Source organism: Rhizobium sp. 21-4511-3d (assembly GCF_053522545.1).
Map to the genome: position 1 here is coordinate 26215 of NZ_JBNWCF010000003.1, position 14780 is coordinate 40994.

15 protein-coding genes are annotated in these 14780 nt (G+C 62.5%); 7 read left to right on the top strand and 8 right to left on the bottom strand.

Annotated features, from left to right (window positions below; translation table 11 throughout):
- The first annotated feature begins 13 nt into the window (after positions 1 to 13).
- Positions 14 to 469, top strand: a complete 456-nt coding sequence (locus ACQZ5H_RS08570; protein ID WP_449097352.1) for a MarR family winged helix-turn-helix transcriptional regulator — start codon at positions 14 to 16, stop codon at positions 467 to 469.
- A gap of 16 nt (positions 470 to 485) precedes the next feature.
- On the opposite strand, the gene ACQZ5H_RS08575 is transcribed toward ACQZ5H_RS08570, so the two are convergent.
- Complete coding sequence (locus tag ACQZ5H_RS08575) at positions 486 to 938, bottom strand: hypothetical protein (RefSeq protein WP_449097353.1); 453 nt, start codon at positions 936 to 938, stop codon at positions 486 to 488.
- Between the two features lie 93 nt (positions 939 to 1031).
- The gene (locus ACQZ5H_RS08580) at positions 1032 to 1943 is read right to left on the bottom strand and encodes a LysR substrate-binding domain-containing protein (RefSeq protein WP_449097354.1); all 912 of its coding nucleotides are present in this window, start codon (positions 1941 to 1943) and stop codon (positions 1032 to 1034) included.
- A 113-nt stretch (positions 1944 to 2056) separates the two neighbouring features.
- Between ACQZ5H_RS08580 and ACQZ5H_RS08585 the strand changes: the two genes are divergently transcribed.
- Genes ACQZ5H_RS08585 through ACQZ5H_RS08595 form a run of 3 tightly spaced genes read left to right on the top strand, consistent with a single transcriptional unit; the run spans position 2057 to position 4210 of the window.
- A complete protein-coding gene (locus ACQZ5H_RS08585; RefSeq protein ID WP_449097355.1) occupies positions 2057 to 2854 on the top strand; it encodes a type 1 glutamine amidotransferase domain-containing protein in 798 nt (265 codons plus the stop codon).
- A gap of 18 nt (positions 2855 to 2872) precedes the next feature.
- Entirely contained in the window at positions 2873 to 3169 is a 297-nt protein-coding gene (locus tag ACQZ5H_RS08590; protein ID WP_449097356.1) for a putative quinol monooxygenase, read from the top strand.
- A gap of 27 nt (positions 3170 to 3196) precedes the next feature.
- A complete protein-coding gene (locus tag ACQZ5H_RS08595; RefSeq protein WP_130280667.1) occupies positions 3197 to 4210 on the top strand; it encodes an aldo/keto reductase in 1014 nt (337 codons plus the stop codon).
- 2 nt (positions 4211 to 4212) lie between these two features.
- On the opposite strand, the gene ACQZ5H_RS08600 is transcribed toward ACQZ5H_RS08595, so the two are convergent.
- Together ACQZ5H_RS08600 and ACQZ5H_RS08605 are read right to left on the bottom strand one after the other, a co-directional pair.
- Entirely contained in the window at positions 4213 to 4593 is a 381-nt protein-coding gene (locus ACQZ5H_RS08600) for a GFA family protein (protein ID WP_449097357.1), read from the bottom strand.
- Positions 4594 to 4661: 68 nt separating this feature from the next.
- Positions 4662 to 5888 (bottom strand): hypothetical protein, encoded by a 1227-nt coding sequence (locus ACQZ5H_RS08605; RefSeq protein WP_449097358.1) that lies wholly within the window; start codon positions 5886 to 5888, stop codon positions 4662 to 4664.
- A gap of 426 nt (positions 5889 to 6314) precedes the next feature.
- On the opposite strand from ACQZ5H_RS08605, the gene ACQZ5H_RS08610 reads away from it, so the two are divergent.
- Both ACQZ5H_RS08610 and ACQZ5H_RS08615 read left to right on the top strand, forming a co-directional pair.
- The gene (locus ACQZ5H_RS08610) at positions 6315 to 7085 is read left to right on the top strand and encodes a transglutaminase-like cysteine peptidase (protein ID WP_354541110.1); all 771 of its coding nucleotides are present in this window, start codon (positions 6315 to 6317) and stop codon (positions 7083 to 7085) included.
- 334 nt (positions 7086 to 7419) lie between these two features.
- Positions 7420 to 8166 carry a histidine phosphatase family protein gene (locus tag ACQZ5H_RS08615; RefSeq protein ID WP_449097359.1) on the top strand — a complete coding sequence of 249 codons (747 nt, stop codon included), beginning with the start codon at positions 7420 to 7422 and terminating at the stop codon, positions 8164 to 8166.
- Positions 8167 to 8169: 3 nt separating this feature from the next.
- Here the strand turns inward: ACQZ5H_RS08615 and ACQZ5H_RS08620 are convergent, their stop codons facing one another.
- The 4 genes from ACQZ5H_RS08620 to ACQZ5H_RS08635 are packed head-to-tail and all read right to left on the bottom strand — an operon-like array spanning position 8170 to position 13695.
- Entirely contained in the window at positions 8170 to 8829 is a 660-nt protein-coding gene (locus ACQZ5H_RS08620; protein ID WP_449097360.1) for a ribbon-helix-helix domain-containing protein, read from the bottom strand.
- Complete coding sequence (locus tag ACQZ5H_RS08625) at positions 8830 to 10122, bottom strand: HlyD family type I secretion periplasmic adaptor subunit (protein ID WP_199625758.1); 1293 nt, start codon at positions 10120 to 10122, stop codon at positions 8830 to 8832. It abuts the gene before it with no gap.
- On the bottom strand, positions 10119 to 12314 hold the full coding sequence (locus ACQZ5H_RS08630) for a type I secretion system permease/ATPase (protein WP_449097361.1): 2196 nt from the start codon (positions 12312 to 12314) through the stop codon (positions 10119 to 10121). The genes ACQZ5H_RS08625 and ACQZ5H_RS08630 overlap by 4 nt, the downstream gene beginning before the upstream one ends.
- Before the next feature lie 19 nt (positions 12315 to 12333).
- Positions 12334 to 13695, bottom strand: coding sequence for a TolC family outer membrane protein (locus ACQZ5H_RS08635; protein ID WP_130280653.1), 1362 nt, complete (start codon positions 13693 to 13695; stop codon positions 12334 to 12336).
- A gap of 318 nt (positions 13696 to 14013) precedes the next feature.
- Between ACQZ5H_RS08635 and ACQZ5H_RS08640 the strand changes: the two genes are divergently transcribed.
- The gene (locus tag ACQZ5H_RS08640) at positions 14014 to 14769 is read left to right on the top strand and encodes a GGDEF domain-containing protein (RefSeq protein WP_449097653.1); all 756 of its coding nucleotides are present in this window, start codon (positions 14014 to 14016) and stop codon (positions 14767 to 14769) included.
- Positions 14770 to 14780 lie beyond the last annotated feature (11 nt).

Below are 14780 nucleotides of genomic sequence, written 5' to 3' on the forward strand. Positions count from 1 at the left end.
CGGCGGGGGATTGATGGCCAGGAAGCCGAAGGACGATCTGACGGACGCCGATTACGAGGCGCTTTCCAATCTGCGCTACACGCTGCGCCGCTTCATGGATTTCAGCGCTTCCGCAGCCCAGGAGGAAGGCCTGCCGGCGCAGCAGCATCAGGCGCTGCTGGCAATCAGGGGCCACCGCAGCGAAGAGGCGATGACCATCGGCCTGCTCGCCGAGCGGCTGCTGATCGCGCCGCATTCGGCAACCGAGCTCGTCGGCCGCCTGGTGACCGCCGGATACGTATCGCGCACCGCCGACCCGAACGACAAGCGCCGCCAGACGCTGGCGCTGACCGCCAAGGCCGAAACCGTGCTCAAGCGGCTGACTGCCATTCACCTCACCGAAATCCGCGACCTGGCGCCACGGCTGATCGACATTCTGCATGGTTTGCAGGATGGGGTGGAACTCCAGGACGATCCCTGGTCGGATTAGGCGCTATAACCGATTGCTAGCCCACGAACCAGATCACGCTCGATGTAGCAATGAGGAAGCAGAGCGCAGACGCGAAAAACGAATACGCCCGTAGGCCGTTGAGCCTGTTCGCCGCGTGAAGACCCAGAAGATGTTTGCGCCGCTCTTCCATCTCACGCCACTGAGCGTCCCAATCGATACCGGTCGCTTCAAAATCTGGATCTTGACGTACCTCAAGAAGAAAATCGCGCACCGACTGGCTTTTCTCCCGTTCACGCGTATCGCCATTGTACGCCGTGATCACCATCTTCGAGACGAAGGCAAAGATCAGTCCGAGAAGGTAAATCCACATCGGGAAGGTAGGTATGGCGAACTTGACATCGGAGATCATCCCTCCTGCCGCAGCGAGCGCTGCAGTTAAAGCAGTACCATTGGCGCCAAAAAGTATGGCAGTGTCATCATCGACGTAGAAGTATTTTACCGTCGCCACCCGCGAATCCCTTCACCAGTTCAAATAACTGCAACCATGCGATCTACATTATCTTGGGTTGCATTTGCCTGAAATCCAAACTGATATCGCAGACTACGATATTTCCCCACCAATCTCCCTCGCCACCTCCGATATCAGCGAACGCAGCCAGCGGTGCGCGGGATCGTGGCGGTAGCGGACGTGCCAGGCGATCTCGACCGGGAAGGTGCCGAGATCGGCGGGGGCGGGTAAAATCTTCAGGCGGGTGTCGCGGGCGAGCCGCCGGCAGATCTGGCGCGGCAACGTGGTGCAATAGTCGGTGGCGGCGATCATTTCCGGCACCGCAAGGAAATGGGTGACGGATACGGCGACCTCGCGGCGCAGGCCGCGCTGCTCCAGCGCCTGGAACAGGCCGGCGCGCAGACGCCCGGGCGGCAGCACGTTGACGTGTTTCAACCGCTCGTAATCTTCCTTCGAGATGCTGTCGCCGATCTCGGGATGATCGGCGCGGACAACGCAGGCGAGCCCGTCATCCATCAGGTGCTGCACGACCATATTGTCCGGCGGATCGGTGATGCGGCCGAGCACCATCTCCGTCGTGCCCGAGACGGCGCCGGTTTCGGAGAGATCGCTGCCGAAGGGGATGAGGCGGAGCTTGATGCCATCGGCGCGCTCCCGAAGCCGCGCGACCACTTCAGGCATCAGCACGAATTCGACATAGCTGTTCGGCGCGACTGTGAAGAGACGCGATGCCTTTTCCGGATCGAATTCCTGCTGGCCGAGGATCAGCTCGTCGAACTGCGCCAGCGCCGTGCGGATCACCGGGGCCATCTCTTCGGCGAGCTGCGTCGGGCGCATGCCGTAGCGCTCGCGGATGAACAGCGGATCGCGCAGCGTGTCGCGCAGCCGGTTCAGCGCATTCGACAGTGCCGGCTGGGTAATCCCCAGACGCTCGGCGGCGCGGGTGACGTTGCGCTCCTCCATGAGGGCGAGGAAAATGGGCATCAGGTTCAGGTCGTATCGCATCCAGTTATAATGCCATGCGAATATCTGGAATAGAACAAATAAATTTCCGAAATACATTGAGAAACGGCATCATCCAGTCATCGAAACGAGGCCAGAGAGCCAAGGAGATGACAATGAGCAAGGGTAAAGTTCTCGTAGTCGGTTCGAATGCAACGCGCATCGAAACCAAGGGCGGCCGCACCGGCGCAACCGGCCAGTATCTCAACGAAACCGTGGTTCCGGCGATGGCGGTGATCGCAGCCGGTTACGAGGTGGTGCTCGCCACCCCCAACGGCACCAAGCCGCATATCGACGAGGTCTCCGACAAGGCCGATCACTTCGGCGGCGACGAGGCGGCATATCGCAAGGCCAAGGCTTTCTACGCCGAGGATCCCTCGATGAACAATGTGCGCACACTGGCCGCCGTGATTGCCGAAGACCTGGATGACTATGCCGGCGTTTTCGTGCCCGGCGGCCAGGCACCGGTCGTCGACCTGATGCAGGATCCCGATCTCGGCGAAATCCTGCGCCACTTCCATGAGAAGGCCAAGCCGACCGCGCTGCTCTGCCACGGCCCGATCGCCGTTGCCTCGGCCATGCCGCATGCCCGTGAATTCCGTGCCGCCCTTGTCGCCGGCGACCCGGTGAAGGCTGCCGAATGGGCCAAGGACTGGCAATATGCCGGCTATCAGATGACCGTCTTCTCCAACAGCGAAGAAAAGATCGTCGAGGACTACATTCTTCACGCCAAGCTCTATTTCAACGTCGTCGATGCGCTGCAGACGGCCGGGGGCAAGGTGGTGACGACGGCGGTCGATTTCGAGCCGCACGTCATCGTCGATCGCGAACTGATCACCGGCCAGAACCCGCGTTCCGACCATCCGCTCGCCGCCAGGCTGGTCGAGGCTCTCGACCGCGCGACGGCAGCCTGAGACTGGGGGAAGACAGCCATGCCACATCCCGTGAAGATCATGGCGATCCTCCCCGCCCGGCCTGGCAAGGCCGAGGAACTGGAAGCGCTCCTTTCCGGCATGGCACCAGCCTGCCGGGCGGAGCCGGGCAATCTGCGCTGGGATATCTGGCGCGATCAAGCCGATGCCACGCGCTTCGCGCTTGATGAACTCTACCAGGATAATGACGCGGTGGCCGCCCACCGCCAGACCCCGCATTTCAAGGCCTATCTCGCAAAGATCAACGATCTCGCCGAACGCACCGCGCTCGTGCTCGATCCCGCCGATATCGGCTGACCCTGACAACAAGGAGAGGACAGACCAATGGCACTCAAGGATATTCTGCCGAGCAAGCTCGGTTTCGGCGCCGCCCCGCTCGGCAACATGTTCCGCGACATTCCGGAAGCGGAAGCACAGGCAACCGTTGATGCCGCCTGGAATGACGGCATCCGCTACTTCGACAACGCGCCCTTCTATGGCGCTGGTCTTGCGGAAATCCGCATGGGCGACGCACTGGCCGGCAAGAAGCGCGACGATTACGTGATCAGCACCAAGGTCGGGCGCGTCATCCTCGACGAGATCGAGGATGTCAGCGCCCGCGATCTTGGCGAGAAGGGCGAGGTCTTCAAGTACGGCCGCCCGAACAAGATCGTCAACGACTACTCGGCGGACGCCACCCTGCGCTCGATCGAGGACAGCCTGAAGCGGCTGAAGACCGACCGGATCGATATCGCCTTCGTGCATGACGTCGCCCAGGATTTCTACGGCGACGAATGGCTCGATGTCTTCGAGACCGCGCGCAAAGGTGCCTTCAAGGCGCTCGACCGGCTGCGCGACGAGGGGGTGATCAAGGCCTGGGGGCTCGGGGTGAACCGTGTCGAGCCGATCGAGCTGCTGCTCGGCTTACAGGGGCCACGCCCCGACGGCTTCCTGCTTGCCGGGCGCTACACGCTGCTCGACCATGACCGCGCGCTGCAGCGGGTGATGCCGCTCGTTGCCGAACGCGGGCTCGGCATCGTCGCCGGCGGTCCCTACAGCTCCGGCGCGCTGGTCGGCGGGCCGAACTTCGAATATGCCCCGGCCACGCCTGCCATCCTCGACAAGGTGGCGCGCATCAAGGCGATCGCCGACCGTCACGGCGTCAGCATGAAGGCCGCCGGCCTGCAATTCTCGCTCGCCCACCCGGCCGTCGCCGCCGTCATCCCGGGCGCCAGCAAGCCGGACCGTATCGCCGAAGACAGCGCGGCGCTGAACGAGACGGTTCCCGCCGAGTTCTGGCGCGACCTGCGCAAGGCCGGCGTCATCAACCCCGAGGCACCGCTGCCGCACGGACAGTGAGCTCAGGTACGAATATCGAGCGCGACCCAGGGCAAGGCGTTTTCATTGAAGACGCTTTGCCCTGGTGTCAGCATTTCCGGCTTTTCGAAACAGCCGAGCGCAATCGCAATCAGCTGGTCGCGAAATTCCGGCAGCCAATAGACCGTCGAGCCGCAGGACGGGCAGAAGTGGAAAGTGATCGATTTGCCGCTTCGGCCCAGGCGGCTGTAGGTCTGCGAGATACCAGCGCAGTCCACCCACCCCTTGTCGAAGAAGACGGCGACGCCGAAGGCGCTGCCGGTTCGCTGACGGCAGGCTGCGCAGTGACAAACGGATATCGTCAGCGGATCGCCTTCGGCAGTGGCCGAGAGCTTGCCGCAGGAACAGGATGCCAGGCGTTTCATGGCCATCTCCTTGGTTTGCAGACAGGGGCAGGCTCCAAAACCGCCGCCGGGCAAACCGCGCGATGGCTTCAGAATGCCTTGGGGGCCGCGACGAACAGGTTGGGCTTGCCGCCCGTCAGCGTGAACAGGCTGAGCTTGCGCTCGACGCCGCCCGAAGCGTTCAGGCGGAAGAGGCCGGTAATGCCGCGGAAGCCGGTCTTGCTGGTCAGGTTCTCCGCGGTCAGCGCCTTGGCATCCTTGGTGCGGATGATGCCGGAGGCGATCGCCACCGCGTCGTAACCATAGGCGGCGTTGGCCGTCAGCGGGCGGCGGTAGTGGCGCTGGTAGCGCTCCGAGATCATCGAGGCGCCCTCGGGATCGACCATGGCGATCAGCGCGCCCTGCACCGACGGGCTCGTATAAGACTGCTGCGGCCAGCCGCTGGTGCCGACCAGCGTGATATTGTTGAAGCCCGCGGCCTTGATCGCGCCCGCAACCGTGGTGACGATAACCGACTTGCCGAGCACGACGACGGTATCGGCGCCCTGCATTTGCGCCTTGCTCTTGGCGACAGCATCGGCGGCCGAAGCATCCGAGAGCGCATAGCGCGCCGAGCCGAGATAGGTGCCGCCGCCGGCGCGAACGGCATTCGAAATCTCCGCCTCGCCCATCGCCGTCAGCTCGGTCGTCGCAAAGACGAAAACCTTCTTGTGGCCGCCGGCAACAGCCGTGCGCGCGCCTTCGGCGGCGCTGTCGGTCTCGTCGGAGACGAAATTATAGACATTGCCCGTCGCCGTCGGGACCGGGGCGCCGAGATTGATCAGCGGCGGACGCTCAGCCGAGGGAATGGCTGCGACAGCGGCGGCCGTTGCCTGCGGCGCAAAGCTGACGAGCAGCGCCGAATTGCGCGCCTTCGCGGCGGAAACTGCGGACGCCACCGCAGCCGGGCCGCTGCCGACATCGATCACCTTGACGAAGACCTGGCCGTTGCCGACTTCGCCGGTGCCGAGCGCTGCGCCATCGCGGATATCGCGGGCTTCGCCTTCATAGATGCCACTTGCGCCCTTCGGGATCAGCAGGGTGATCTCGGCGCCGGTCTCGCCGAAGCTTTCCTCGACATCGCTGGACGGCGCCTTGATATCGGTGTTCTTGACTGTGTTGGAGAGAGCATCGCCATCCGCCTGGCAACCGGCAAGAAAGCCGCCGGCCAAGAGCGCCAGAACCGGAACCATGCGGCGCATCGCACCAGACGTCTTGAGAGCCGCCTGGCGTAAACCATGCGGGCGCCCGGTGTTCACATTCAGATGCGGCGTCACTGTTTCCCCCGAGGATGCGATGTCGCGGCCTTTGGCGGCCTTTTTAGAATGGGCTTATTTCTGCACCGGGCGGGCGCGAAAATCAAACCATTCCCCCAAACTTGGTTGACGCAAACGCTAAACTTTTATGCGTCTTTGATCGGAATATTTATACTTGCATTTCCCAAGCTTACACACCGCATATTTATAGCTCATCGGTACATTACTCTCAAACAGTGAGAGAAAAATCCGATGAAGCGCAGCACAAAATCAAAAATACTTGCAGCTTTTACTTTTGCATCTTTCGCATCTATTCTTGGTTCGGCACCTGCGAATGCCGAACTGTTGGTTTCCCCGCAGATTTCTGCAACGACATATGCCAGCGTTGCTTCGGAAAATACGCTGGCTGCACTTGCAAGTGCCGCAAGTATATCCGGCCTCTACGGCATGGTTGAGACCGCTTACAGCGGCATCGCGGCAAGCTTCCAGCGCATTGATCTTGCCGCCATTGCACGGCCGCAACAGGTGGACGAGCCGCAGACGACCGCCTCGATCAAGCCCGACATGCCGGCCAAGCCCGCGGCCTCGAAGGATGCGGTGTTCGGCTCGGTAACCATTCCCTTCAAGCGGCTTGCAGCCGTGAAGCGCTTCGCGCCGTCGCTCGCCGAAATGGAAAGCGGTGCGGCAATCAGCTGCAACGCCAAGGGCTGCACCAACGCCGCGCAGGTGATCAAGGCCGCCCTCGGCCAGGCATCGCAGGCCTCGATCCGCGATAAGCTGAACACCGTCAACGCCGCCGTCAACCACGCGATCCGCTACCGTAAGGATATCGAGACCTACAAGGTCGCCGATTACTGGGCGACGCCATCGGAAACGCTCGCCCGCCAGCAAGGCGACTGCGAAGATTTCGCGATCTTGAAAATGGCGGCGCTGAAGGCAGAGGGCGTCGACATGAAGGACATGTCGATCGTGGTTCTCTTCGACCAGAAGCGCCACTTCTACCACGCCGTGCTCTCGGTCGCCGTCAACGGCAACTACTTCATCCTCGACAACATGCGCGACCAGGTTCTGACCGACAATCGCCTGCCCGACTACCAGCCGCTCTACTCGATCACATCGGGCAAGGGCTATCTCCACGGCCTGCGCGCCGGCAACAAACAGGTGGCTTCCGCCATGCCGCTCGAGAAAGTCGCCCCTGGCGAAGGTGTCCCCTACTGAGCCTCAGGCGATATCGAGCGGAGTGCAAGAGCCGGCCTTTGAGGCCGGCTTTTTGTTTTGGTGCTTATGGTGGGCGGCGGCACCCGGAGCCCGCTAATAGCAGACGGTAACACCCGGAGCCCCCCTCGCCCTAGCCCTCGCCCCCAGGGGAGAGGGGAAGTCAGCGCAAGCGGCAAACGCGGCTTCCCTTCTCCCCCGCGGGGAGAAGGTGCCCGAAGGTTTCAGGTGCAACTTGTTGCACCGGGGATGAGGGGGCCGCACGCACGGCGTTTCCCGATTGCACGCCGCTCCTCCCCCCGTATGATGGAACCATCCGAAACACCGACGGCATCACATGCGCATCTTTCTCGTTCGACACGGCGAATCTCTCGGCAATCTCAGCGACAGCGCCTATCGCCAGTTCGGCGACCACAACGTCCCGCTGACGGAGTGGGGTTACCGGCAGGCGCTGGCGGCAGGAGAGAGCATCGCGGCCTACCTCGGCGGTCTCACCGACGCCGCGCCAAAGGCCACCGTCTGGCATTCGCCCTATCTGCGCACCCGCCAGACCAAGGATGCGATCCTGGAAGCCCTGCCTGCGGCCGCCGTCGGCGCGGTGCTTGAGGACTACCTGCTGCGCGAACAGGATTTCGGCCTGTTCACCGAGATCTACGACCGCGCCGAGCAGCGGCGGAAATTTCCGGAGGAATTCGAGAAATGGGCGCGGCTGCGCAACAATAGCGGCAAGTTCTATGCGCGACCGCCTGATGGCGAAAGCCGGGCGGATGTGGCGCAGCGGGTGCGGCTTTTCCTGCTGACTGTGATGCACGACATCGGCAATGGCAGCGATACCGCCATCATCGTCGGCCACGGCGTCACCAACCGTGCCTTCGAGATGAATTTCCTGCGCCACAGCGTCGATTGGTTCGAGCGCTCGGACAATCCGGGCAATGCCGACGTGACGCTGATCGAGGGCACGCATGCGGAGGGATACCGGTCGATCCTGCTGCACAAGGCCGACGACCGGGCGCCCGGCGAGGCGGCGGAACTGCGCGATGCCTATGGTTCGGAGCTGACGACGACCCCGAAACCGGGCGCCTAGACATCAGTAGCGGGAGATATAACCGACCAGCATCGGCTTTTCGTGGGTCGGCGCCAGGGCCAGGTTGATCTGGCCCTTCATCGCCTGCGAACCGGCGGCAATGGTGAAGCCGGTGTTCAGGGTCTTGCCCTTGTTCATCGCGAGCGTCGCCATCGCATCCTCGATCTGCGTATCGATCGAGAAGCGCAGGCTCTTGGTGAGCTGCGCGGCATCGCCCATCGGCAGGCGGTGGCGCAGCATCGCCAGGAAGGGATCGTTGAACAGCTGGATCTTCTTGTCCAGCGTCAGCAGAATGGTCGGCGACGGCGAGGCCTGGATCAGCGCGCTGAGATTGGCCATCGAGGACACGTCCTCAACCGTATCGAGACGCTTCAGCGCCCATTTGAAGCTGAGCACGCGCAGCAGCGAGGCGAGATTGCCGGTTTCCGGCATCTGTGCCGCGGTGTGATGCACGAGATCGGCAGTCGTCATCTTGCCGGCAGAGGACATGCGGCCGAGGCCGTCCCAATAGATCCGCTCAAGACGAATGCCGCGGCGCTCCCCGCCCCGGCCGGCAACGGCGCGGAAGCGCGGCTCGATCTCTTCGGCGTCGATCGCCGGCAGCTGCTCCTCAAGGGGCTCTGCATTGGAAAGATCTGTTGCGGCCGCCTTGCTGATCAGCATCTACCGCTCCGTCAGCGCTTCAGAGCGCGCCTTGTTGATCGGCTTCAGGAGATAGCTCAGCACAGTCTTGTTGCCGGTCATGATCTCGACCGAGGCGACCATGCCCGGGATGATCGGATAGGCCTTGCCGTTGCGCGAGAGCTCCGACTTGTCGGTCTTTACCTGCACGAGATAATAGGTTTCGCCCTTTTCCTTCTCGACGAGGCTGTCCGCCGAGATATTCTCGACGACGCCTTCGAGGCCGCCGAAGATAGAGAAGTCGTAGGCGGTGATCTTGACGACGGCCGGCTGGCCGCGGCGCACGAAAGCGACGTCGCGCGGCGAGATCTTCGCCTCGATCAGCAGCGTGTCGGCGGTCGGCACGATGCCGGCGATGACGCGGCCCGGATCGACATAGGCACCGATCGTGTTGACTTCGAGCGTGTTGACGATGCCATCGACCGGCGAGCGGATATCGGTGCGCTTGACGCGGTCCGACGCGCCGCGGATCGTCTCGTCGACAACGGAGAGCTCGGCAAGCGTCGTGGCCTTTTCGGTGAGCGCCTGCTGGCGCAGCTCGAGCGCCAGATCGCCGACCTGCAGCTTGGCTTCCTGGACGGCCGCCTCGAGGCGATCGATGCTTTCCTGATAGACCTTGAGCTGGCCCTGCTGGTCGGTGAGATCGCGCTCGACCTTCAGCATTTCGGTCTGGGCAACCAGCTTCTTGTCGCTCAGCGGCTTGATCAGATCGTATTGGCGCTTGGCGCCGTCGATATTGTCGGTCAGGCGGGCGATGTTGGCATGGGCTTCGTTGAGCTCGTTCTCGCGCTGCTTGACGCGCTCCTGCAGCACGCCGAGCTTGTTCTCATAGCTCGCACGGTCGGCGGCGAAGAGGTTTTCCTCGTTGTCACAAACCGGCTTGGCAACGGAGAGAATCTCCGCCGGGCAGACGAATTTCGTGTCGTAGAGACCGGCTTCCTCGAGCTTCAGGCGGGCAACCTTGGCGCCGAGCGCGCGCGCCTTGGCAACCGATTCACCGAGCGTCGAGGCGGTCGTCGTATTGTCGAGCTGCACCAGCAGCTGGCCCTTGCGGACCACCTGGCCGAGGGTGACGGCGATCTGCTGAACGACCCCGGGTTCCGACGACTGGATGATCTGCGTCTTCGAGACCGGAATGACCTTGCCCTCGCCGCGGGCGATCTCATCGATGCTGGCGAAGGCCGCCCAGGCGAGGAAGCTTGCGATCAGCAGGGCGCAGAGCGCCAGGATGGCACGGGCAAAGAGCGGCGGATTGTCGATCTGGGCGCGGCTCATCGGGCAACTCCTGCGGCAGCCGGAGCTGCCGGGGCAGCGGCAGCCGGACGCGGTTGCTGCATGGCTTGGATGACGGCCTGCTTCGGGCCATCAGCGATGATCTTGCCCTTGTCGATGACGATCAGGCGATCGACCAGCTCCAGCATGCTGTGGCGATGCGTGGCGATCAGCAGCGTGGTTTCCGGGCCAAAGGCGTTGGAGAGCTTCGAGATCAGGTGGCGTTCGGTCGCAAGGTCCATGGCGCCCGAGGGCTCGTCGAGGAAGACGATCTTCGGCTTGGTGAGCAGCAGGCGGGCAATGGTCAGCGCCTGCTTCTGGCCGCTCGACAGATTGGTGCCGCGCTCGCCGACCGGCATGTCGAAGCCGCGCGGATGATTGCCGACAAATTCGTCGACGCCGGTGATGCGGGCAACCTGCAGCAGCTCTTCATCGGTGGCATCGGCGCGGCCGATCAGCAGGTTTTCCTTGACGGTGCCGGAGAACAGATCCGAGGACTGGCCGGCAACAGCAACGGCGGAACGCACTTCGGCCATATGATACTGGCGGATATCGACGCCATCGATCAGCACGCGGCCGGCAGCCGGCGCAAAGAGGCCATCGAGCAGGCGTCCGAGTGTCGTCTTGCCGGAGCCGATGCGGCCGATAATGCCGATCTTTTCGCCCGGGCGGACATTGAAAGACAGGCCGTTGATGACAGGGTGATCCGAGCCCGGATACTGGAACGACACCTTCTGGAAGCTGAAGCCGCCATGGGCGATCTGGCGGTTGACGAAGCCGACCGTGGACGGGCGGTCATCAGGCTGTTCCATGATCTTGTCAAGGATGCGCAGCGACATAGTGGCCTGGCGGAAACGCGCCAGCGTCATGGCGATCTGGCCGAGCGGCGCACCGGCGCGGCTTGCCAGCATCACGGTGGCGACGATCGCGCCCATGGCGATGCGGCCCTCGGAGAATTCATAGGTGCCGGCGATGACGATGAAGACGCTCACCATCTGCTGGATCAGCATCGTCGTGTTGATCGCATTGGTCGAGATATGCTTGATGTCTTCGCTGGTGCGGCTCGAATATTTCGTCAGTTCCTGCCAGCGGCGCAGCATGGTGGCTTCGGCGCGCAGGCTCTTCAGCGTCTCGATGGTCGAGATCGTCTCGACCAGCAGCGACTGGCGGCGCGAGGCCTCGTTCGCCGCCGTTGCCATGCGCTTGCCGATCGCCGCCTGCGCCCAGAGGCCGATGGCGACGGAGGCAACCAGAGCGACGGCCGGAATGACGACGAGCCAGCCGGAGATCAGATAGATCACGAACAGGAAGATGAAGACGAAGAGGCTGTCGATGAGGACGCCGATCGTGTTCGAGGTGAAGAATTCGCGGACGAACTCATATTGCGTGACGCGGTTGGCATATTCGCCCGTCGACATCGGCCGCGAGGCGAGCGTCGAGTTCAGCACCTTGTCGAAGATCATCTGCGACAGGCGCAGATCCGCCTTGCGGCCGGCATAGTCGATCAGCGAGGAGCGCGCGGTCTTCAGCAGGAAATCGAAGAGATAGGCGAGCGAAATGCCGGCCGAGAGAACCCAGAGCGTCGGGATCGCCTTGTTCGGCAGCACGCGGTCATAGACGTTCATCGTGAACAGCGGTGAGCCGAGCGCAATGAGATTGATGAACAGCGCTGCGACCATGACGCGGACATAGGTGCGCCAGTACGGCGCCAGCGTCGTCGCCAGCCAGTGGCGCTTCTCGATCTCGACGGCATTGCCGACAAGCGCCTCTTCCGAAGCGTTCTGATAATAGAGCGTGAAGGCGAAAGCCGTATGCGGCTTCAGCGCCGCGAGCTCCTGCCGCGTGATGCGGATCGGCGCGCCGGGGATCGCCACGATATCGGTGACGTAGGAGCCGTCTTCGGCGATCTCGAGCAGGGGCAGCACGCCGCCATCGGCGAACGCGACGATCGCCGGACAGTCGAAATTGCCGGTGCGGCAATCGCGCTCTTCGTGCTTGATGACCTGCAGGCCGATACGCTCAGCCATGCGCTCGACATCGTCGACCTCGAGTGACTCGGTGATCTCATCCGGCAGGCCGGAAAAGAGCACCGTGTCCGAGGATGGACGGCCATAGAACGCAGCCACAGACTTGAAAGCGGCTTTGAATGTTTGCAGCGGCGTGCCGCTGGAAGTTTCGAGCGCTACGTTCAGCATTGTTCCATGGCCGTGTCGACTACTGCTGTCGAATTGGCGCTAGGAGGTCCAGGGGCATGCCAGCCTTCTGCGTGGACTGCAGCTCGACATAACCCGGATCAGCGACGCCCGCGGGGACAACAAACTCTTCCCGCGCATAAGCCTTGGCCTGCTCGACCGGACGCAGCTTCATGGTCTGAAGCAGGTTACCGGAGGCGGCCAGGATCTTGTATTCGGCAAACAGCGAGGCAACGCGCGCCGTGTCTGCCAGAACTCTGGTGTTGAAATTGGTGTTCTGCGCGTCCAGCACGTCGAGCAGCGAACGCTGGCCGACACCGAACTGCTGACGGTAGGACGAAACGAGCTGGGCGTTGGTCTGCGCCTGCTTGCCGAGGATACCGGCAAGGGTACCGCGGCTGGTGCGCTCGTTCCAGGCGGAACGGACCGACTGCTCGACTTCGCGCTGCACCTGGGCCAGTGCATAACGCTGCTCGCCGGCGCGGCGGATCTGCTCCTGCTCGCGGGCCGTATCGATACCGCCGCGATAGAGGTTCCAGCGGGCAACGACACGAACCTGGTAGTCGTTGGTGTTGCCTTCGTCGCCATCGATGTCATCGCCGACGCGGGCGGTGCCTTCGAGATCGACCTTCGGCAGGTAGTTGGCGCGCGAACCGCGAACGCCGGCATCGGCGGCATCGACATCGGCATTGGCCGAGTAGATGCGCGGGCTGTTCTTGGCAGCGACGAAGACCGCGTCATTCAGCGTCTTCGGCAGGAACTTGCTGACCGACGGCGGGGTGGACGCATTGGTGATCGGCTCGCCGACGGCCTGGAGGAAGCGGATACGGGTCGCTTCCAGCTCTTCCTTGGCTTCCTGGAGGCGGGCCTGAGCAGCCTGCTGGCGCTCGACGCCCTGTAGACGGTCGGCATCGGTGAGCGTGCCGCCCTTGATGCTCTGCTCGATATTGCCGAGGATCTGGTTGTGGAAGCCGACGTTATCCTGCGCCGCCTTCACGATCTGGTTCTGGAGGATGTATTCCAGATAATCCTGCGTGACTTCGAGGGCGAGCGCTTCCGAGCGTTCGAGAACGCGGAACGAGGCGCCATCGACGCGGGCGGCCTGCTGCTCGACCTGCGAGCGGCGGCTGCCGCCGTCAAACAACGTCTGCGTAACGGTAAGACCAACTTCGCCCGGCTTCAGGTAATCATGGTCCGACGTCAGTGTACCTGTGCTGGAATTGGACAGCCTGCGGCGGCCGACACCAGCTTCAAGATCCACGGACGGCAAGTAAAGGCCGCGTGCCTGGCGCAGTTCAAATTCGACAGCTTCACGATCCTTGGCAGCCTGCAAGATCTGCGGGTTCGTCTTCATCGTCTTTTCGATCGCCTGCTGCAAGGTCATTGCATCGGCGTTAATCGAAAACGCGAAGCTGAAAGCAACGGTAGCGGACAGAGCCGCAAAAATTCTTTTGCCTTTAAACAAGACTGATGCCCCTCAACATCTCAGATTCACCGGGCGAAACCCATATACCGAAGCTGTTCTTCGGCAAACAAGTATCACCAACATTTCCACACTCCAACTGTAGAGCGGGACATTCCTTCGAAGACAGTTAATTCACAGAGATCACACACTAAAGGAACAATTTTACAGGATTTTTTAATCCCCAATTTTCCCGCAGCTGATTAGCTCTATCCGTACTGGAAACGGATATTGCGCGCCATGAATTTCCGAAAGAATTACTCCCTGCCCTCAGTAAAAGCCCTGCGGACGGCCGCATTCGGAGCATCAGGATGCCTCGTTGGGTCCGCTGGGGTTTTACTTATCTTAAACCTTCTTATGCCGGACCGACCATTTTTGGTAGGTTTAATCAGTACATGCTCAATTTCTCTGTTTGTTGCATTTCCGCTGCTTGCAGCAATCGGAAGCAAAAACGCTGAAATCCGGAAGCTACACGAACGGATTAATTACTCGGCCCGCCACGACGCGGCGACGGGCGCTCTCAACGGCACCGCCTTTGCCGCATCCGTCGAGCATTACATCGACCGGCGCAAGCGGATCGCCACCGACTCAGGCGGCATCATGATCGCCGCCGTCGTCGATCCGCTGGACGCGATCAGCCGCCGCTACGGGCCGCAATGGGCCGATACCGTGATGCAGTCGCTCGCCGCCATCATCCAGTCCTCGGTGCGCAGCGGCGATCTGGTGGCGCGGCTCGCCACCAACGAGCTCGGCATCTTCCTGCCGGGCGCCGCCCCCGAAAGCGCTGTCGATATCGCCAATCGCATCCGCGAACGCGTCTCCGCCGCCGCCTTCGCCGCCGACGAAAACCCGCTCTCCATCGACCTGAAGCTCGGCGGCGCGATCTTCGACGGCCCGGCCGAATTCAACCGGATCAGGCAGATGGCCGGAGAGCTGGCGATGGATGCCGGAGGCGAAGACGAGCCGATCTCGATCGGGCGGTTGCCGGCCGCTTGAAAGCAGAAAAG